The organism is Streptomyces spinoverrucosus (assembly GCF_015712165.1).
GTDB lineage: Bacteria > Actinomycetota > Actinomycetes > Streptomycetales > Streptomycetaceae > Streptomyces > Streptomyces spinoverrucosus_A.
On sequence record NZ_JADPZX010000001.1, the window covers coordinates 6,764,307 to 6,782,835 of the forward strand.

Consider the following 18,529-nt stretch of genomic DNA (forward strand, 5'->3'; position numbering starts at 1 on the left):
GCCTGACAACGCGCCTGACAACGCGCCTGACAACGCGCCGAACAACCCGCCGCTCCCACAGCTCGACGGCCGGACCGTCGTCGTCACCGGCGGCACCCGAGGGGTCGGGGCAGGGATCGCACGCGTGTTCGCCGAGGCCGGTGCCGAGGTCGTCACCTGCGCGCGACGGCCACCCGAAGTCCCCGTCGAGGGCAGCCGGTTCGTACCCCTCGACCTGCGTGAGCCCGCTGCCGTACGGGACTTCTTCGCCGCGCTGCCCCGGCTGGACGTCCTCGTCAACAACGCCGGCGGCACCCCGTACCGGCTGCTCACCGACGTCGACGCCGAGCGCCACGCCCGCGTCGTCGAGCTCAACCTCCTGGCTCCGCTGACCGCGTCGCTCGCCGCCTACGAGCCGTTGCGGCGGGCGCGGGGGTGCGTGGTGATGATCGGCAGTGTCAGCGGGGGCCGCCCGTCACCCGGGTCGGCCGCGTACGGCGCCGCCAAGGCCGGGCTGGAGAGTCTCGCCCGCTCGATGGCGGTGGAGTGGGCGCCCCACGTCCGCGTGAACACGCTCCTCGTCGGCATGGTCCACACCGAGCTGTCCCACCTGCACTACGGCGGCGACGAGGGCGTCGCCGCCGTCTCCCGCACGGTCCCGCTCGGGCGGCTCGCCACCCCGGCCGACGTCGGGGCGGCCGCCGTGTTCCTCGCGTCCGACGCCGCCTCGTACATCAGCGGAGCCAGTCTGCACGTGCACGGCGGCGGCGAGCGGCCCGCGTTCCTGGACGCCGCGACCGCCCGCAAGGAGGGATGACATGAGCCGAAGCCGCGAGGGACGGGTCGTCGTCGTGACCGGGGCCGGACGAGGGCTCGGGCGGGCCCACGCGCTCGCCTTCGCCGCCGAGGGGGCACGGGTCGTCGTCAACGACCTCGGCGTCGGACTCGACGGCAGGCCCGGCGCCGACAGCCCGGCCGCCCGCGTGGCCGACGAGATCCGCGCGGCGGGCGGCGAGGCCGTCGCCCACGCCGGCGACATCGCGACCACCGAGGGCGCCGCCGCCCTGATCCGGACCGCCTTGGAGACGTACGGCCGCCTGGACACGCTCGTCAACAACGCCGGTTTCCTGCGCGACCGCATGCTCGTCAACCTCGACGAGGACGACTGGGACGACGTCCTGCGCGTTCACCTCAAGGGCCACTTCCTGCCGCTGAAACACGCCGCCGCGCACTGGCGGGCCGAGGCCAGGGCGGGCCGCACGCCGGAGGCCAGGATCGTCAACACCAGCAGCGGGGCCGGACTGCTGGGCTCTGTCGGCCAGGGCAACTACAGCGCCGCCAAGGCCGGGATCGTCGGGCTGACCCTGGTCGCGGCGGCCGAACTGGGCCGGTACGGCGTGCAGGTCAACGCCATCGCCCCGGCGGCGCGTACCCGGATGACGGAGCGGACGTTCGCCGAGACCATGGCGGCGCCGGGCAGCGGATTCGACGCCATGGCACCGGAGAACGTCTCGCCGCTGGTCGTCTGGCTCGGGTCCGCCGCGAGCGCGGGCGTCACCGGTCGGGTGTTCGAGGCGGAGGGCGGCCGTATCACCGTGATGGAGGGGTGGCGGGCCGGGCCCACCGCTGACAAGGGTGCGCGGTGGGGCGTGGCCGAACTCGACGCGGTGGTACGAGGGTTGCTGGCCCGGTCGACCGAGCCCGGGCCGGTGTACGGCAGCCAGGTGTGAGCGTCACGCGGAGCGCGTGAGGTCGTCCGAGTGGACCGGGGACGTGTACGGCAGCCCTCGGGCGTAGCGGTCCAGCTCGTCCAGAGCCGCGTGGGTCATGCGGTGCAGCTCGTTGCCGAGGGAGCCCGCGATGTGCGGGGTGAGCAGGACGTTGGGCAGGTCGTACAGCGGGGAGGAGCGGGCCAGGACCTCGGGGTCCGTGACGTCGAGGACCGCGTTCAGGCAGCCGGAGACGAACTCGTCCCGGGCGAGCGCCTCCCCGGTGAGCGGTGGGCAGCCCCAACCGGTCAGGAGGGCCTCCGCCCTGGCGAGGGCGGCGGTCGCCGCCGGGTCGGCGAAGTCACGTACGACCAGGGACGGATCGGTGTCGGCGATCGTCGTCAGACGGTCGAGCGCGGTCCCGTCGAACAGCGCCTCCCGCACAGGCGGGTCCGTCAGGGATCTGGTTGTGTTGTTCGAGGACGTTCACCGGGGTGGGGTTGCGGTGGTGGATGATGCCCCGGGCCGGTTGTCGCGCCGCTCCGAAATCGTTGGACACCCTTCGGGTTGGTCGGTGAGCATCCGCAGGTGACAGATGAAGCCGATCACCAGAGGCCGCTCACGCGGAGCCCGAAACGTGTCCGTTTTGTTGAGCTGTCCGGCGGCGCGATGTCCGCTTTGCTCGACGGAGACCTGCCCGGAGCCAGCAGGATGGCCGGGGTTTTGCTGACCGAGTACTTCGCGACCGACAGAGCACGGTGGTTGTGGCAGTTCCGGCTCGACCAGATGGCCGCCGATCCCGGTCGTGCGCGGTGGATGGTGCGGCAAGCGATCGTTGGCGACAAGGGGCTCGTCGTCGGACATGCCGGGTTCCACGGACCGCCCGATGAGGCCGGCATGGTCGAGATCGGCTACTCAATCGCTCCCGACTTCCGTCGCCAGGGATATGCCCGATCCGCCCTGATCGAGTTGCTTCGCCGGGCAGCAGCGGAAACCTCTGTCACGACCGTGCGGGCGACGATCAGCCCCGACAACGTGGCATCCCTGGCCACGATCTCGGGCTTCGGCTTCGTTGAGGTCGGAGAGCAGTGGGATGAGGAGGACGGTCTCGAACTCGTCTTTGAGGTCCCTGCCCGCCGGGTTCCACCCGCTTGATGGGAAGGTTCGCCGCCGCAAGTGGGCGTCCGCCCCAGCGGATGTCTTTCTCGCTGCGCATGCGGATGCGGATGCGGGTGCGTTCGCGGCGCTGAGCGGCCAGGACGTCGGGGTGGCGGGCATTCGCGTTGCGCCACCGCAGGTAGCGGTGCGGAGCTCGGGTCTGCACGGTGTGGTTGTGGTGATCGGAGTCGGCGATGGTGAACTGCCGCAGCGGGCCGAAGTGCGCCTCGATGTTCGCCCTGCTCAAGGGCTCCGCCTGGAAAGGCACCGATCCGGGAGGGCAGATCATCGTCGGCTCGGTCGAAAAGGCTCATGCGCCCTCTCTCTTCAACGGGCTGGCCATGGACAGCGTCTCGGGCCGGGCGATCAGCCGCGGTGCGCAGAAGGGCGAGACCCGCGCGATCCTCCAGGACGATCATCTGCGTGGTCGTTCGATCACCGCCGGTACCGCCCTGCTCGCCCAGAGGGGACGCCGGGGGCGGTGCACCGGGCGACGGTGACCCTGGACTGATGCCTAGGTGTCGCACTCCAACACCGTCCGGCACAACGCACACCGCGCCCGCACCCGCCCCCGCACCGGCACCCTGATCCGCTGGTGACACGTGGGGCAGGGGAACGACACCCGCAGCGGGCCCCGGGCGTCGGGGGTGAAGGCGTACGGAGTACCCGGTGAGCCGGCCGGGGTGTAGTGGCTCTGGGCGTGGCGGCGGTCGCGGGCGTAGCGGCGGCGGCCCGCCCAGCCCGCCGCGGTGAGTGGCGGCTGCTGCTCGTCGTGGCGGGCCAGGGACATGCCCTTCACATACGCCGTGTACGCCTGCGGGCTGGTGAACCAGATCGACGGGTCCTCGCCGAACACCAGGGCGCGCTTGGCGAGGACGTACCCGAACTCCTCCGGGGTCAGATAGCCGAGCTTCTGGCTGGAGGCCGCGTCCTCCCGGTAGGCGTCGAGCAGCAGCCAGCCGGCGCCCAGATACGTCGTCGCCGTGTCCGTGAGGATCTCGTTGTCGCGGGTGCCGGGGAACGACAGGTCCAGGCGGTGCAGATAGACGTGCATGATCTCGTGCGCGAGCGCCGCGCCGATGTCCCGGCGATGGGTACGGAAGCGGTCGTTCAGCTCCACGAAGTACTCGGGTCCCGCGGTGAGTTCGACGTTCGCCGCGTGGTGCATCTCGCGGAAGCTGACGATCAGGCGGGCGTCCGGCAACCGGTAGTGCCGGACCAGCTCCCGGGCCACGCGCTGGGCGCCCAGATAGAGGTCGTCGGTGTCGCAGAACGCCACGTCGGCCGGGGGCACGCTGATCGCGAACGTCTGGATCGTGTCGTACGACAGCCGCTTGTACAGCGCGGTGATGGCGGCCCGCACCGTCTCCAGGTGCGGGTAGCCGTGCTCGACCGGTCCGTCGTTCGCCACGCCGTACCCCCAAGACGCCTTGAACCCGATTCCACTGTACGAGGGGGAGAGCGGATTTTCGCTCGGCGGGTTCAGTCGTGGGGGCGTGAGATCAGTCCTTGTCCTGGACGCTGTGTGATCTTCATACTGGCCAGCCGCCCAATCCCCCACGAAGGGAAGTACGTTGACCCATCACGCGACGACGAGAAATCGTCTGTCCCTGGCCAGGAGAGCCGCGGCGGCCGGTGCCGTCGCTCTCGCGGTCGCCAGCCTCCAGCCCGTCAGCGCGCACGCCGCGGACGCGCGCGTGATCGGAGGAAAGCCCGCCGCGCAGAACGAGTTCCCGTTCATGGTCCACCTCTCGATGGGTTGTGGCGGCGCGCTCTACAAGAAGGACGTCGTCCTGACCGCCGCCCACTGCATGGAGGGCTCCGGCAACAACACCCGCATCACCGTCACCGCGGGAGTCGCCGACCTCAACTCCCCGGCCGCGATCAAGGTCAAGTCGACCAAGGTCAAGGTGGCGCCGGGTTACGACGGTGTGGGCAAGGACTGGGCGCTGATCAAGCTGGCCCGGCCGATCAACAAGCCCACCCTGAAGATCGCCACCACCAACCGCTACAACCGCGGCACCTTCACCATCGCCGGATGGGGCGACACCCAGGAGGGCGCGGGCACCGGCACCACCAAGCTGCAGAAGGCCACGGTGCCCTTCGTCACCGACCGCGCGTGCAAGTGGCACTACGGCAACCGGCTGGTGCCCCAGGAGGAGCTGTGCGCCGGCTACCAGAGCGGCGGCATCGACACCTGCCAGGGTGACTCCGGCGGCCCCATGTTCCGCAAGGACGACGCCGGCAAGTGGATCCAGGTCGGCATCGTCAGCTGGGGCGACGGCTGCGCCCGGACCGGCGTCCCCGGTGTGTACACCGAGGTCAGCCACTTCGCCAAGGACATAGCCCGGGCAGCGAACGCGCTGTAGGGCCTGTCCGGAGGAGGACGCCGGAAATCCGGTCGTCGGTCAACGCCCCCTGGCAGAATCCCGGGCGTGACCACCGAACAGCACTCCGCGGCCACCGCGTCCCTCCAGGTCGGCGGCAAGGACGACGACCTGGAGCAGCGCCTCGACCAGGAGCTGACCGCGTTCAACACGGCCGCCACCGGCGCCGGGGAACCCGACGAGTTCAGCGTCCGGGTCACCGCCGAGGACGGCGAACTGCTCGGCGGACTCACCGGGTGGGTCTGGGGCGGCCTGTGCGGCGTGGAGATGCTGTGGGTGCGCAGGGACCAGCGGCACACCGGGTGGGGCAGCAAGCTGATGCGGGCCGCCGAGGACGAGGCCGTCCGGCGCGGCTGCACGGACATGATCGTCTCCTCGTACACCTTCCAGGCCCCGGACTTCTACCTCAAGCTCGGCTTCCGTGAGGCGGGGCGCCTGCCGGGCGTTCCCGGCGGGCACGAGGACGTGTACCTGCACAAGGTCATCCGATCCTCATCCGATCCTGAAGGCATCCGACGACAGCCGCCCGCCGCGTAGGGTGGGCGCCCATGACCACCAGCAACACCACCACCGGTGACGTCGACCCGGCCGTCCGCGAGGAACTCTCCCGGCTGCGCGACAGCATCGACAACATCGACGCGGCCGTCGTCCACATGCTCGCCGAGCGCTTCAAATGCACCCAGCAGGTCGGCCGCCTCAAGGCCGTGCACCGGCTGCCCCCCGCCGACCCGGCCCGTGAGGCACGGCAGATCGACCGGCTGCGCGCCCTCGCCGAGAGCGCCAAGCTCGACCCAGGGTTCGCTGAAAAGTTTCTCAATTTCATCATCGGCGAAGTGATCAGGCACCACGAGCGCATCGCCGAGGACACCGCGAACGGCACCTCGCCGACACTCGGCTGACCTCGGCGAACCCGACCCGGCACGGGACAGCGCGGCCCGGACGGGGCCGGCCGCGGCGCGCACTGATCGTCAACGGGCAACCACTGACCGTCAGTGCCTCGCATACTCTGGTGTCCACGCCGGAGGGAGTTCGGGCATGGGGTCGGACACCAAGATCCTCATCGTCGACGACCACGAGGACACGCTGTACGCACTGGAGAGCGCCCTGGCCCCGCTCGGCTACGACCTCGGCCGCGCCACCAGCGGCGACGAGGCCCTGAAACAGGTGCTGCGCGGTCGGGTCGGACTGCTGCTGCTCGATGTGCGGATGCCCGGCGTCAGCGGCCTGGACGTGGTGCGCTACCTGCGCCGCCTGGAGCAGACCCAGCACATCCCGGTCGTCCTGCTCACCGGCTACGGCCCGGACCACGAACTGACCTCCGCCGCCTTCGGGCTGGGCGTCGCCGACCTCCTCATGAAACCCGTCGACCCCTGGGCGCTGCGCACCAAGGTCCGCTACCTGTACGACGCCCACCAGCGCCACCAGGCGCTGGAACGCGAGGTCCGCGAACTGCGCGCCCTGACCGAGTCCCGAGCGGAACCGAAGACCGAGTCCCGGGCCGAACTGGACAAGCCGGGCGCGCGCCTGCCCGGGCAGCGCGACCGGCGAGGGTCGACGCCGGCGCAGGACCGCACGTGACCCCGCGAAACGACCCACCCCTGTCCCGCTGTCGGTGCCATCAGGCAGCATGTGATCCATGTCCGTACTCACGCGCGACGAAGCGCAGACCCGTGCCCAGCTCATCGACGTCCGCCACTACACGATCGATCTCGACCTGACCACCGGTGACGAGACCTTCGACTCCCGTACGGTGATCGGGTTCACCGCGCGCACGGACGCGGACACCTTCGTCGAGCTGAAACCCGCCGAGCTGCGCTCGGTCACCCTGGACGGACAGCCTCTCGACCCCGAAACCCTCGACGGCAACCGCCTGCCCCTGAAGAACCTCACCGCCGGCGACCACGAACTGCGCGTCGACGCCGCCATGCGCTACTCCCGCACCGGCGAGGGCATGCACCGCTTCACCGACCCCACCGACGGCGAGACATACGTCTACACCCAGCTGTTCCTGGACGACGTCCAACGCGTCTTCGCCGCCTTCGACCAGCCCGACCTGAAGGCCGTCTTCGAGCTGACGGTGAAGGCCCCCGAGGGCTGGACCGTCCTCGCCAACGGCATCACCGAGCACACCGACGGCGTGTGGAAGGCCGCACCGACCCCGCCGATCTCCACCTACCTCGTCGCCGTCGCCGCCGGCCCCTGGCACTCCGTGCGCACCGAACACCGCGGCCTGCCCTTCGGCATCCACTGCCGCCGCTCGCTCGCTCCCCACCTGGACGCGGACGCCGACGAGATCCTCGACGTCACACGCGCCTGCTTCGACCGCTACCACGAGAAGTTCGAGGAGCCCTACCCCTTCGACTCCTACGACCAGGCGTTCGTCCCCGAGTTCAACGCCGGCGCCATGGAGAACCCCGGACTGGTGACCTTCCGCGACGAGTTCGTCTACCGGTCCGCCGTCACCGACGCCGAGCGGCAGACCCGCGCGATGGTCATCGCCCACGAGATGGCCCACATGTGGTTCGGCGACCTCGTCACCCTCAAGTGGTGGGACGACATCTGGCTGAACGAGTCCTTCGCCGAGTACATGGGCTACCAGACCCTCACCGAGGCCACCCGCTTCACCGACACATGGACCGACTTCGGCGTCGTCCGCAAGGGCTGGGGCTACGACGCCGACCAGCGCCCCTCCACCCACCCCGTCGCCCCCGAGGCCGTCCCCGACACCGCCTCCGCCCTGCTCAACTTCGACGGCATCTCCTACGCCAAGGGCGCCTCCGCCCTGCGCCAACTCGTCACCTGGCTCGGCGAGAAGGACTTCCTCGCCGGCATCAACACCCACTTCACCCGGCACCGGTTCGGCAACGCCACCCTCGCCGACTTCATCGACTCCCTCGCCGCCGCCACCGAACGCGACGTCCCCGCCTGGGCCGACGCCTGGCTGCGCACCACCGGCGTCGACACCCTCACCCCGCGCATCACCACCGGCGACAACGGCACCTGCACCCTCACCGTCGACCACACCGGCAGCCGCCCCCACCGCATCGCCGTCGGCCTCTACGACCAGGACCTCGGCGACGAGGGCCGCCTCACCCTGCGCGCCCGCCTCGACCTCGACATCCCGCACCCCGACGGCCTCCCCATCGGCAAGCGCCCCGCCCTGCTCCTCCTCAACGACGGCGACCTCACCTACGCCAAGGTCCGCTTCGACCCGCGCTCCTTCCAGACCGTGCGCGAGGAACTGTCCGGCCTGCCCGACCCCCTCACCCGCGCGGTCGTGTGGAACGCCCTCAGGGACGCGGTCCGCGACGCCGAACTCCCCCCCACCGCCTACCTGGAGACTGCCCGCGCCCACCTGCCGCACGAGAGCGACCTCGCCCTCGTCCAGGGCGTCCTCGGCTTCGCCATCCACCAGATCGCCGACCGCTACCTCACCCCCGAGGAGCGCCCCGCCGCCCTGAGCACCCTCTCCGCCCTCTGCCGCGACCTGCTGCGCCGCACCGAGGACGGCGACAACCCCGGCCTGCGCCTGCTCGCCGTACGCCACTTCATCGACGTCGCCGCCCACCCCGACACCATCGCCGCCTGGTTCGCCGACGGCATCGTCCCCGGCGGCCCCGGGCTCGACCCCGAGCTGCGCTGGCGCATCCTCGGCCGCCTCGCCGTCCTCGGCGCCACGGACGAGAACGCCATCGCCGCCGAACTCGACCGCGACCCGAGCGCCACCGGCCAGGAGGGCGCCGCCCGCTGTCGCGCCGCCCTGCCCGACCCGCAGGCCAAGCAGACGGCCTGGGAGGCGATGTTCGCGCACGACGAGCTGTCCAACTACCTGTTCACGGCCACCGCCCAGGGCTTCTGGCAGCCTGAACAGGCCGAACTGGTCCGCCAGTACGTGCCGCGCTACTACGAGGACGCCCTCGCCCTCGCGGCCCGCCGCGGCCCCGCCATGGCCGAGGCCGCCGGCAGGTGGGCCTTCCCCGCCCACGCCGTCGACACCGAGACCCTGCGGCTGGGCGAGGAGTGCCTGCGCGACGCCGAGCCGACACCGGCGCTGCGGCGGAAGCTCGTCGATCAACTCGACGATCTGGCGAGGGCGTTGCGGGTGAGGGGAACCGCCTAGCTCTTCAGCGCCGGGCGGTATCTCAGCCCGTCCGGCGTTTGAGGACGAGGCCCGTCCAGGGCCGAAGCGGGGGCCTGGGGGCGGCAGCCCCCAGCGACGCCCGCACCAACGCCGGGAAGCGAAAACGTCGGGAAGCGAAAACGCCGGGAAACGAAAACGCCGGGAAGCGTAAACCGCCGGGCTCATTACCCCCTTCGGGTCGTTCTACCCGCACGTTTCGGGCGCGTCGCCCCATCCGCGTACAAGCTGGGTACATGCCCACGCCGCCCCTCGCCTCCGGCCCCTCGGGCCCCGGCGCCCTGCGGCCGCTGCTCGACACCGTGCTCGACGCGCTGGACGCCGGCGGCCGGGCACGGGGCGGCCCCCTCCCGGCGGGCGGCCCGGAGGCCGTGACCGCGCGGATGCGGGACACGCTGGGGGACGTACTGCCGGACGAGGGCGACCCTGACGCCCTGCGCGCCCTCGTGCACGCCCTCGCCGAGGGCGCCGCCGACCCGGCCGACCCGCTGTGCGCCGGCCATCTGCACTGCCCGCCCCTCGCCGTCGCCACCGCCGCCGACCTCGCCGTCGGCGCCCTCAACGCCTCCCTGGACTCCTGGGACCAGGCCCCGGCCGCCTCCGCCCTGGAAGCCCTCGTCACGCGGGCGCTCGCCGAGACGGCCGGCGCCGCCGACTGCCTCGTCACCACCGGCGGCACCGAGTCCAACCAACTCGCCCTGCTGCTCGCCCGCGAGGCACACGGCGGCAACGTCCACCTGGTCACCGGCGCGGGCGCCCACCACTCGCTCACCCGCGCCGCCTGGCTGCTCGGCCTGCCCCAACCCGTCACCGTCCCCGCCCCGGCCGGAACCCTCGACCCGGCCGCCCTGGACGAGGCCCTCACCGAACTGCCCCGCCCCGTGCTGGTCGCCGCCACCGCCGGCACCACCGACGCCGGGCTCATCGACCCGCTGCCCGAGATCGCCGCCCTGTGCCGCACCCACCGGGCCCGGCTGCACATCGACGCCGCGTACGGCGGCGGGCTGCTGTTCAGCGAACGGCACCGCCACCGGCTCACCGGACTCGACGCCGCCGACACCGTCACCCTCGACCTGCACAAACTCGGCTGGCAGCCGATCGCCGCCGGCCTGCTCACCGTCCGCGACGCCCGCGACCTCACCGCCCTGCACCAGCGCGCCGACTACCTCAACGCCGACGACGACACCGAGGCCGGTCTCCCCGACCTGCTGAGCCGCTCCCTGCACACCACCCGGCGCCCGGACATCCTCAAGATCGCCGTCACGCTGAGAACCCTCGGCCGGAGCGGGCTCGGCACACTGGTCGACCAGGTGTGCGAGCGCGCCGACGATCTGGCCCGGCTCATCACCGCACACCCGGCCTTCGAACTGTACGACCGGCCCACCATCAGCACGGTCCTGTTCCGGCCCGCCGGTGCCACGGACGACACCGTGGCCGCCGTACGCCGAAGCCTCCTCAACGACGGCCGCGCGGTCCTCGGCCGCGCCCGGCTGAACGGCCGGCTCTGGCTCAAGGCCACCCTCCTCAACCCCCACACCAGGCCAGACGACCTGGCCGCCCTCCTGACACTGGTGGAAGGACACACCCCCCGATGACCCGCCCGACCCACCCGCCGACCACACCACCGGCCACCCCTGAAGCGAACCCGGCCGCCGCCCCGCACCCGGCTCCCCACGAAGTCGAGGCTCTCCGCGACCTGGTCGGCATCGGCATCGGCCCGCTCAACCTCTCCCTCGCCGCACTCGCCCACCCCCTCGCCGAACTCGACGCCGTCTTCTACGAACAGCGCCCCACCTTCGACTGGCACCCCGGCCTCCTCATCGACGGCGCCACCATCCAGGTCCCGTTCCTCGCCGACCTGGTGACCCTCGCCGATCCCGCCAGCCCCTGGTCCTTCCTCAACTACCTCAAAACCCGCGAGCGGCTCTTCCCCTTCTACTTCGCCGAGCGCTTCCACATCCAGCGCACCGAGTACGACGCCTACTGCCGCTGGGTGGCCGAGAACCTCCCCGGACTCCACTTCCGCCACCAGGTAGACGCCGTCCGCTGGAACGCCGAACGCGATGTCTTCGAGGTCGACTACACCCGACTCGACGCCGAGGCCGACGCCGACGCAGGGGCCGAGTCCCTCGGCCGTACGTACACCAGGAACATCGTCCTCGGCATCGGCACCGAGCCCTACGTCCCCGACCCGCTCAGGCCCCTCGTCGACGCACCCGGCGTACCCGTGATCCACGCCGCCGACTACCTCGACCACCGCGCCACCCTGCTCGCCGCCGAACACGTCACCGTCGTCGGCTCAGGACAGTCCGGCGCCGAGGTCTTCCTCGACCTGCTGCGACACCGCCCGGCAGGGCGGGAGAAACTGCACTGGATCGGCCGCAGCCCCGCCTTCGCGCCCATGGAGTACTCCAAGCTCGGCCTGGAACACTTCACCCCCGACTACACGCGCTACTTCCACGCCCTGACCGAGCCGGTCCGCGAGGAACTCGTCGCAGCACAGTGGCAGCTCCACAGGGGCATCGACGCCGGCACCATCGCCGCCATCCACGACGAGCTCTACCGGCGCAACCTGGGCGGCGGCTGGCCCGACGCCGTCCTCACCCCCGGCGTCCGCGTCCGCACCGCCGGCCGGATCGCCACCAGCAGGGTCGAACTTCATCTCGAACACCTCCAGCAGGGCACTCGCTCCCGGCTCGCCACCGACGCCGTCGTCCTCGCCACCGGCTACCGCGAACGCCCCCTGACCCGCCTCCTCGCCGGCCTCGACCCCTATCTGCGCCGCGACAGCCACGAACGCCCCCGCGTCGACGAGGACTTCCGCCTGGTCCTCGACCCCTCCGTCACCGGAGCGGCCTACGTCCTGAACACCTCACTCCACACCCACGGCGTCGGCACCCCCGACCTCGGCCTCGCCGCCTGGCGCAGCGCCACCATCCTCAACACGCTGACCGGCAAGGAGTCGTACCCGCTGCCGCAGCGCACCGCGTTCACCACCTTCGGCCTGGACCAGCCCCGCTCCCAGGTCCCGCCCGCCCGGCACCCGGGGGCGCTCACCCCCCTGCGGGACGGGACCTGAGAGCCACGAAGGCTCAGAACACCGGCGTGCCGTCCCGCGTGAGCTTCCAGTCCACCGACGCGAAGTCCTTCGGATCCAGCACACCCTTCGCGGTCACCCACTCCGCGATCCGGGTGCGGATCTCCGTCGACTCCGACCACAACTCCGGAGCCGACGCCACATGCGGGAACGCGCCTCCGCCGTTGGCACGGTAGTTGTTCACCGCCAGCACGAACCGCTGGGCATCGTCCAGCGCGGCACCCCCGAAGGCCAGATTCCTGATCCGCGACCCGGCCGGCCGGGCGATGTCGATCTCGTACGTCAGCCCCGACACATAGTCGTAGTTGTAGTCCGGGCGGCCGCCCGCGTTGGTCAGCTTCTCCACGTCGACCGGCGCGCCGGCCGCCGTCTGCACGAAGTACTCCGCCGAGTACTCCAGGTACGCCCGCAGCTGCGCGCCCGTCATCAACTTGGCGACCAGCGTGTTGTCGTACACATACAGGCTCGACAGATCCCGGATCGTCACATCACCGGCCGGGATCTCGGACGTCCGCGAGAACGGCGACGCCTGCGCGAGCACCGGCAGCGACGCGTACTCGGTGCCCGCCAGGGCCGCCCGGACGACGTCCTCCTGCACCTTGGTGATCAGATCGATGATCGGGGCGTCCCGGTAGCGGGCCTCGACCGTCGTCAGCGTCTCGGTCGCGGTGCCGACGACCTGGTTGACGTACTCCACGACCTTCGCGTGCTCGTCCGACAACAGCTTCGTGATCCTCGGGTCGTCCTCGACCGTGTTCGAATTCCGCAGCGATGCCTTGACCGACTCGACCTGCCAGCGGCCCTTGTCGAAGACCAGCTCGAAGTCGAACAGCGTCAGCCGTTCGGCGTAGCACAGCGGTTCGGACAGGACGACCGACCTGCCGGTCTGCTCGTTCGTGACCAGCAGCTCCTCGATCTCCACATGCGCGTGACCGACCAGGATCGCGTCGATGCCCGGCACCTGCCGGGCCACGTTGGCGGCGGCGTTCTCCACGTACGGCAACTGATCGCCGTACGACGACGTGCCCGAGGAACCGCTGTGCGCGGAGACCACCACCACGTCCGCACCCATCGACCTCAGCTTCGGCACCCACTTCGCCGCCTGCTCCTCCAGACCCGGGAAGACCAGCTTGCCCTGCACATACGCCTTGTCCCAGATCGCGATGCCGGGATTCGTCAGCCCCAGCACGGCGACCTTCACCGGCGGGGCACCCGGCACGCGGAACGTCTTCATGAAGTACGGCGGGAAGGCCGGCCGCAGCGTCTTCGCGTCTACGGCGTTGGCGCCGAGCAGCGGGAACCGGCACTGCTCCTCGAACCGGCGCAGCGTCTCGATGCCGTAGTTGAACTCGTGGTTGCCGAGCGCCACCGCGTCGTACCCGATGGCGTTCATCGCCTGCGCCATCGGGTGCACCGGGCCGCCCTTGGCGGTGATCGGGTCGACCTTCGCGTAGTAGTACGTCAGCGGGGTGCCCTGGATGGTGTCGCCCGCGTCCAGCAGCAGCGTGTTGCGGCGGCCCTTCTCCTTGCGCACCTGGTTCACCAGCGTCGAGATCCGGGCCAGGCCCTGGACGTTGCCCTTGGCGTCGGAGTACTCCGCGTCCTTGAAGTAGTCCCAGTTGAAGATGTGACCGTGCAGGTCGGTGGTGCCCATGACGGTGATGGAGTACCGCTTGGGGCGCTTCCTCCTGTCTTGTGCCGCCTCCGCCGGTGCCGCGGCCGCGCCGGCCATCGCCACCCCCGCCCCGGTCGCGGCGGACTTCTTCAGGAACTTCCGGCGGTTCAACGGCATGTGGGGAACTCCAGGGGTCAGGGTCGATCAGGGTCGAAGGCTCGAACAGAAACAACGCGCGTAGATTCTGACCCGGACATGACCGCCCCCAACAGTCCCCACACGTTGCGATCTGATGACCCGCCAGGACCACAACCCACCCAGCGGTGACAGAGTGGGACGTATGACCTCACCCACCGAGGAACCCCAGCCACCCGCCGTCCCCTACGGCACCCCCGACGCCCCCCGCATCGCCGTCCGCGGCGAGGCCCACCTCGAAGTCGACCCCGAGATCGCCCGCATCGGCATCACCGTCACCGCCCGCGGCCGCGACCGACGCTCCGCCCTCGACGACCTCACCCGCCGCAACACCACCGTCCTCGACCTCGTCAAGTCCTACGGCGACGCCGTCGAACGACTGGAGACCGGCGCCTTCTCCATCACCCCGGAACTCACCAAACACGGCCGCGGCGAACGCGTCCGCACCTACCACGGCATCGTCCACATCACCGCCGAACTCACCGACTTCACCGCCCTCGGCGAACTCACCTCCCGCCTCGCCGACCTCGACCTCACCCGCGTCGACGGCCCCTGGTGGGCGCTGCGCCCCGACTCACCCGCCCACGGCGAGGCCCGCCAGCAGGCCGTCCGCGAGGCGGTACAACGCGCGCGCGAATACGCCGAGGCGCTCGGTACGACTCTCTCGGCGCTCGTGGAACTCGCCGACATCGGCGCCGAGAGCCCGCAGCCCTATCCCTCGGCATCCGGCGGACGCATGCGCTCCGTGGCCTACTCGGCCGCCGCCGAGGACACGGCCGCGGCACCCCTCGATCTCGAACCCCAGCGGCAACACGTCCACGCCCAGGTCAACGCACGTTTCACCATGGTGCCGCCGCGGCTTTGACGGGACCGGCTCACCGAAATTCGAAAATTTCTGCCTGGGTGAATGCATGACGGTGAATGGGTGAGGGGTGCGGAATGCTCATCAGAGCACCCCTCCGCACAATTCAACACTTGTCAACACCCCTTCACGCAAAGGTTGTTGAGTAGTCATGCCCGACCAATTGTCTACCCGCCGGTAAGGCCTAGGCTCGAATCATGCGCCGAGCAAAGATCGTCTGCACACTGGGCCCCGCCACCGACTCGTACGACCAGATCAAGGCACTGGTCGACGCCGGAATGGACGTCGCCCGATTCAATCTCAGCCACGGCGGATACGCCGAGCACGAGGAGCGCTACCAGCGCGTACGCAAGGCCTCCGACGAGACGGGCCGCAGCGTCGGGCTCCTCGCCGACCTTCAGGGCCCGAAGATCCGGCTCGGCCGCTTCACCGAAGGACCCGTACTCCTTGAACGCGGCGACACCTTCACCATCACCGTCGAAGACGGCGCCCAGGGCGACCGGCAGTCGTGCGGGACGACGTACAAAGGCCTCGCCGACGACGTCACCCCCGGCGAGCGCATCCTCGTCGACGACGGCAAGGTCTGCCTGGAGGTCACCGACGTCGACGGACCCCGAGTCCACACCAGGGTCGTCGAAGGCGGCATGGTCTCCGACAACAAGGGACTGAACCTCCCCGGTGTCGCCGTCTCCGTCCCCGCGCTCTCCGAGAAGGACGAGTCCGACCTGCGCTGGGCCCTGCGCACCGGCTTCGACGTCATCGCCCTCTCCTTCGTCCGCAGCGGCCGCGACATCGAGGACGTCCACCGCATCATGAACGAGGAGGGGCGCCGCCTCCCGGTCATCGCCAAGGTCGAGAAACCGCAGGCGGTCGAAGCCATCGACGACATCGTCGCGGCGTTCGACGGCATCATGGTGGCGCGCGGTGACCTGGGCGTGGAAATGCCGCTCGAACAGGTCCCCATCGTCCAGAAACGCGCCATCAAGCTGGCCAAGCGGAACGCCAAGCCGGTGATCGTCGCGACGCAGATGCTCGACTCCATGATCGAGAACTCCCGGCCCACCCGTGCCGAGGCCAGCGACGTCGCCAACGCCGTCATCGACGGCACGGACGCGGTGATGCTGTCCGGCGAGACCAGCGTCGGCAAGTACGCCGTCGAGACGGTCCGGACGATGGCGAAGATCGTCGAGGCGGCCGAGGAGGACCTCCTCGCCAAGGGGCTCTCACCCCTGACCGAGCTCAACAAGCCCCGCACGCAGGCCGGCGCGGTCGCCCGGGCGGCGGCGGAGATGGGCGACTTCCTCGGCGCGAAGTTCCTGGTGGCGTTCACCCAGTCCGGCGACACGGCCCGCCGCCTGTCCCGCTATCGCTCCCCGATCCCGCTCCTCGCCTTCACACCCGAGCCCGCGACCCGCTCCCAGCTGAGCCTGACCTGGGGTGTCGAGACGTTCCTGGGTCCGCACGTGGAGTCGACGGACGCGATGGTCGGGCAGGTCGACGAGCTCCTGACCCAGTACGGCCGCTGCCGGCCGGGCGACACGGTCATCATCACAGCGGGCTCGCCGCCCGGGATGCCGGGCACGACGAACATGGTGCGGGTGCACCACATCGGGGAGAAGTCGTAGCCGGGCAGGGGTTCTGGTTGTCAGTGCTTGGGGCCTACGTGGGCGTCCATGAGGGCTACGGAGGCTTTGCGGGCGACGGAGATGTTGAACGGATCGCTGCCCCGGGCGAGGGTGGTCCACTCGACGCCGACCTTGTCGAGGGCGTATGTGAAGAGCCGCCGGATGTCGTCCGACTTGTTGGAGAAAAAGTACCGGGGGTATTCGTAGCGCTTGCGCTCGCCGGCGACTGTCTTCACTGTCCAGTTGGTGATGCGGCAGCCGTCGGAGTGGATGAGGCCTCGGATGAACTCCCACGGGTGGGCATCGATGATGGCCTGCTGCCAGGGTTCGAGGGTGATGAAGCGATCGTGCTTCTTGCCGGGCCCGTGCTGGGGAAGAGGCAGGACCAGTGCTTGCTGGAGCAGGACACGGCGAAGCAGCCCTTCTTCTTCACGCGGAAAACGCTGTTGGTCGGGCGTACTGCGCGGAGTGCCCTCTCGCAGGCGTCGATGACGCCGGGCCAGGCTCGGTCCAGAACGATACGCATGAAGTAGACGCCTTTCCGATGCGCGCTGATGTAGCCATCACCGAGATAGAGACCCAGCAGGTAGGCACACGAGGGTTGGTCCTCGGGCAAGCGCGGCACGGGTTCGCATCTGGGGCAGGGGCGGCCGCCTCCGCGCTTCTGGGGTTCGATGCGGTTCTGCCAGTTGCGGATGGTGGCCCGGGAGATTCCCGTCTCCCTGCTTACGGAGCTGAGGCTGCGCCCCTGCGCCACCAGTGCCAACGCTCGCTTGCGTGTACCCATGTCGTACATGCGGCTACTTTGCGTGAATGATGGTGGCTGCGTGCAGCAAAAAGCGGAAGATCACGCGAAGGTGGCCTTCCGCTGAACAGTGTGACCTTGAAAACTAAGGAAAAGTGCCCCGGGTGGGATTCGAACCCACACTGAATACCTTTTGAGGGTATCGTCTCTGCCGATTGGACTACCGGAGCCCTGCGAATCAAAGGTTATCGTCGACCCGCTGCCCGTCCACCATACCGCAGCTAGGTACGCTCTTGTCAGCAGTACCCCTGCCCCTGAACGAGGAGCCCGAGTGACCGCCCCCGAGTCGCCCCAGCCCGTTGACGCGTCCGACGACGACAAGTCGCATGTGCCTCCGATGACGACCCGTGTTGTCATCGCCGAGGACGAGGCCCTGATCCGGCTCGACCTCAAAGAGATGCTGGAGGAAGAGGGCTACACCGTCGTCGGTGAGGCCGGTGACGGTGAGCAGGCCGTGGAGCTGGCCCGGGAGCACCGGCCCGATCTGGTGATCCTCGATGTGAAGATGCCGAAGCTCGACGGCATCTCCGCCGCCGAGAAGATCACCGAGGAGTCCATCGCCCCGGTGCTGATGCTCACCGCCTTCTCGCAGCGCGACCTCGTCGAGCGTGCCCGGGACGCCGGTGCGATGGCGTACTTGGTGAAGCCGTTCAGCAAGAGTGATGTCGTTCCGGCGATCGAGATGGCGGTGTCCCGGTACACGCAGCTGAAGGAGCTGGAGAAGGAGGTCGCCGACCTCAGCCAGCGGTTGGAGACGCGCAAGCTGGTGGACCGGGCGAAGTCGATCCTGCAGACGGAGTACGGGCTGACCGAGCCGGCCGCGTTCCGGTGGATCCAGAAGACGTCCATGGACCGGCGCCTGTCCATGCAGCAGGTCGCCGAGGCGGTCATTCAGGACGCCCAGGAGAAGAAGGCGGCCAAGGGCTGAGTTCGTCGTCTCGTACGGTGAGGCCCGCGTC

General features: G+C 70.0%; 16 protein-coding genes, 1 tRNA gene and 3 pseudogenes. 14 read left to right on the plus strand and 6 right to left on the minus strand.

From position 1 onward, the window contains the following. Positions 1-61: 61 nt before the first annotated feature. Together I2W78_RS30710 and I2W78_RS30715 are read left to right on the plus strand one after the other, a co-directional pair. Positions 62-796 (plus strand): annotated as a pseudogene (locus tag I2W78_RS30710) (SDR family oxidoreductase); the annotation flags it as partial. Position 797: 1 nt separating this feature from the next. Continuing rightward, positions 798-1,709, plus strand: a complete 912-nt coding sequence (locus I2W78_RS30715) for an SDR family oxidoreductase (RefSeq protein ID WP_196463498.1) — start codon at positions 798-800, stop codon at positions 1,707-1,709. A gap of 3 nt (positions 1,710-1,712) precedes the next feature. Here the strand turns inward: I2W78_RS30715 and I2W78_RS41770 are convergent, their stop codons facing one another. Beyond that, positions 1,713-2,132 (minus strand): NAD(P)-dependent oxidoreductase, encoded by a 420-nt coding sequence (locus I2W78_RS41770; RefSeq protein ID WP_374222709.1) that lies wholly within the window; start codon positions 2,130-2,132, stop codon positions 1,713-1,715. Positions 2,133-2,357: 225 nt separating this feature from the next. Between I2W78_RS41770 and I2W78_RS30725 the strand changes: the two genes are divergently transcribed. Continuing rightward, a complete protein-coding gene (locus I2W78_RS30725; protein WP_196464787.1) occupies positions 2,358-2,843 on the plus strand; it encodes a GNAT family N-acetyltransferase in 486 nt (161 codons plus the stop codon). A gap of 25 nt (positions 2,844-2,868) precedes the next feature. Here the strand turns inward: I2W78_RS30725 and I2W78_RS40820 are convergent. Continuing rightward, positions 2,869-3,078 (minus strand): annotated as a pseudogene (locus I2W78_RS40820) (IS630 family transposase); the annotation flags it as partial. Between the two features lie 7 nt (positions 3,079-3,085). On the opposite strand from I2W78_RS40820, the gene I2W78_RS30730 reads away from it, so the two are divergent. Further along, on the plus strand, positions 3,086-3,346 hold the full coding sequence (locus tag I2W78_RS30730; RefSeq protein WP_230886795.1) for a hypothetical protein: 261 nt from the start codon (positions 3,086-3,088) through the stop codon (positions 3,344-3,346). A 14-nt stretch (positions 3,347-3,360) separates the two neighbouring features. Here the strand turns inward: I2W78_RS30730 and I2W78_RS30735 are convergent, their stop codons facing one another. Beyond that, on the minus strand, positions 3,361-4,257 hold the full coding sequence (locus I2W78_RS30735; RefSeq protein ID WP_196463500.1) for a hypothetical protein: 897 nt from the start codon (positions 4,255-4,257) through the stop codon (positions 3,361-3,363). A gap of 193 nt (positions 4,258-4,450) precedes the next feature. Between I2W78_RS30735 and I2W78_RS30740 the strand changes: the two genes are divergently transcribed. The 7 genes from I2W78_RS30740 (at position 4,451) to I2W78_RS30770 (ending at position 12,450) form a co-directional block, all read left to right on the plus strand. Next, positions 4,451-5,215, plus strand: a complete 765-nt coding sequence (locus I2W78_RS30740; RefSeq protein WP_230886797.1) for a S1 family peptidase — start codon at positions 4,451-4,453, stop codon at positions 5,213-5,215. 66 nt (positions 5,216-5,281) lie between these two features. Beyond that, a complete protein-coding gene (locus I2W78_RS30745) occupies positions 5,282-5,770 on the plus strand; it encodes a GNAT family N-acetyltransferase (RefSeq protein ID WP_196463502.1) in 489 nt (162 codons plus the stop codon). A gap of 11 nt (positions 5,771-5,781) precedes the next feature. Then, complete coding sequence (locus I2W78_RS30750) at positions 5,782-6,132, plus strand: chorismate mutase (RefSeq protein ID WP_196463503.1); 351 nt, start codon at positions 5,782-5,784, stop codon at positions 6,130-6,132. Positions 6,133-6,268: 136 nt separating this feature from the next. Further along, entirely contained in the window at positions 6,269-6,811 is a 543-nt protein-coding gene (locus I2W78_RS30755; RefSeq protein WP_196463504.1) for a response regulator, read from the plus strand. Positions 6,812-6,869: 58 nt separating this feature from the next. Further along, positions 6,870-9,353: an aminopeptidase N gene (pepN, locus tag I2W78_RS30760; protein WP_196463505.1), complete on the plus strand. Its 2,484-nt coding sequence runs from the start codon at positions 6,870-6,872 to the stop codon at positions 9,351-9,353. A 254-nt stretch (positions 9,354-9,607) separates the two neighbouring features. Next, a complete protein-coding gene (locus tag I2W78_RS30765) occupies positions 9,608-10,966 on the plus strand; it encodes a pyridoxal phosphate-dependent decarboxylase family protein (protein WP_196463506.1) in 1,359 nt (452 codons plus the stop codon). After that, entirely contained in the window at positions 10,963-12,450 is a 1,488-nt protein-coding gene (locus I2W78_RS30770) for a lysine N(6)-hydroxylase/L-ornithine N(5)-oxygenase family protein (RefSeq protein ID WP_196463507.1), read from the plus strand. Before I2W78_RS30765 ends, I2W78_RS30770 begins: the two co-directional genes overlap by 4 nt. Positions 12,451-12,463: 13 nt before the next feature. Here the strand turns inward: I2W78_RS30770 and I2W78_RS30775 are convergent, their stop codons facing one another. Beyond that, a complete protein-coding gene (locus I2W78_RS30775; RefSeq protein WP_196463508.1) occupies positions 12,464-14,260 on the minus strand; it encodes a bifunctional metallophosphatase/5'-nucleotidase in 1,797 nt (598 codons plus the stop codon). Between the two features lie 163 nt (positions 14,261-14,423). On the opposite strand from I2W78_RS30775, the gene I2W78_RS30780 reads away from it, so the two are divergent. Beyond that, complete coding sequence (locus I2W78_RS30780; RefSeq protein ID WP_196463509.1) at positions 14,424-15,143, plus strand: SIMPL domain-containing protein; 720 nt, start codon at positions 14,424-14,426, stop codon at positions 15,141-15,143. A gap of 194 nt (positions 15,144-15,337) precedes the next feature. Then, positions 15,338-16,765, plus strand: a complete 1,428-nt coding sequence (gene pyk / locus I2W78_RS30785) for a pyruvate kinase (protein WP_196463510.1) — start codon at positions 15,338-15,340, stop codon at positions 16,763-16,765. A gap of 20 nt (positions 16,766-16,785) precedes the next feature. On the opposite strand, the pseudogene I2W78_RS30790 reads toward pyk, so the two are convergent. Together I2W78_RS30790 and I2W78_RS30795 are read right to left on the minus strand one after the other, a co-directional pair. Next, positions 16,786-17,561, minus strand: a pseudogene (locus tag I2W78_RS30790) (helix-turn-helix domain-containing protein). A gap of 105 nt (positions 17,562-17,666) precedes the next feature. Beyond that, positions 17,667-17,740, minus strand: a tRNA-Leu gene (locus I2W78_RS30795). 101 nt (positions 17,741-17,841) lie between these two features. Between I2W78_RS30795 and I2W78_RS30800 the strand changes: the two genes are divergently transcribed. Beyond that, entirely contained in the window at positions 17,842-18,498 is a 657-nt protein-coding gene (locus tag I2W78_RS30800) for an ANTAR domain-containing response regulator (protein WP_196463511.1), read from the plus strand. Positions 18,499-18,529: the final 31 nt, after the last annotated feature.

What these genes read in the sequence shown, in the direction of transcription:
- I2W78_RS30715 (WP_196463498.1), top strand. Translation starts at nt 798, where the DNA reads ATGAGCCGAAGCCGCGAGGGACGGGTCGTCGTCGTGACCGGGGCCGGA.
- I2W78_RS30725 (WP_196464787.1), top strand. Translation starts at nt 2,358, where the DNA reads ATGTCCGCTTTGCTCGACGGAGACCTGCCCGGAGCCAGCAGGATGGCC.
- I2W78_RS30750 (WP_196463503.1), top strand. Translation starts at nt 5,782, where the DNA reads ATGACCACCAGCAACACCACCACCGGTGACGTCGACCCGGCCGTCCGC.
- I2W78_RS30755 (WP_196463504.1), top strand. Translation starts at nt 6,269, where the DNA reads ATGGGGTCGGACACCAAGATCCTCATCGTCGACGACCACGAGGACACG.
- pepN (WP_196463505.1), top strand. Translation starts at nt 6,870, where the DNA reads ATGTCCGTACTCACGCGCGACGAAGCGCAGACCCGTGCCCAGCTCATC.
- I2W78_RS30765 (WP_196463506.1), top strand. Translation starts at nt 9,608, where the DNA reads ATGCCCACGCCGCCCCTCGCCTCCGGCCCCTCGGGCCCCGGCGCCCTG.
- I2W78_RS30770 (WP_196463507.1), top strand. Translation starts at nt 10,963, where the DNA reads ATGACCCGCCCGACCCACCCGCCGACCACACCACCGGCCACCCCTGAA.
- I2W78_RS30775 (WP_196463508.1), bottom strand. Translation starts at nt 14,260, where the DNA reads ATGCCGTTGAACCGCCGGAAGTTCCTGAAGAAGTCCGCCGCGACCGGG.
- I2W78_RS30780 (WP_196463509.1), top strand. Translation starts at nt 14,424, where the DNA reads ATGACCTCACCCACCGAGGAACCCCAGCCACCCGCCGTCCCCTACGGC.
- pyk (WP_196463510.1), top strand. Translation starts at nt 15,338, where the DNA reads ATGCGCCGAGCAAAGATCGTCTGCACACTGGGCCCCGCCACCGACTCG.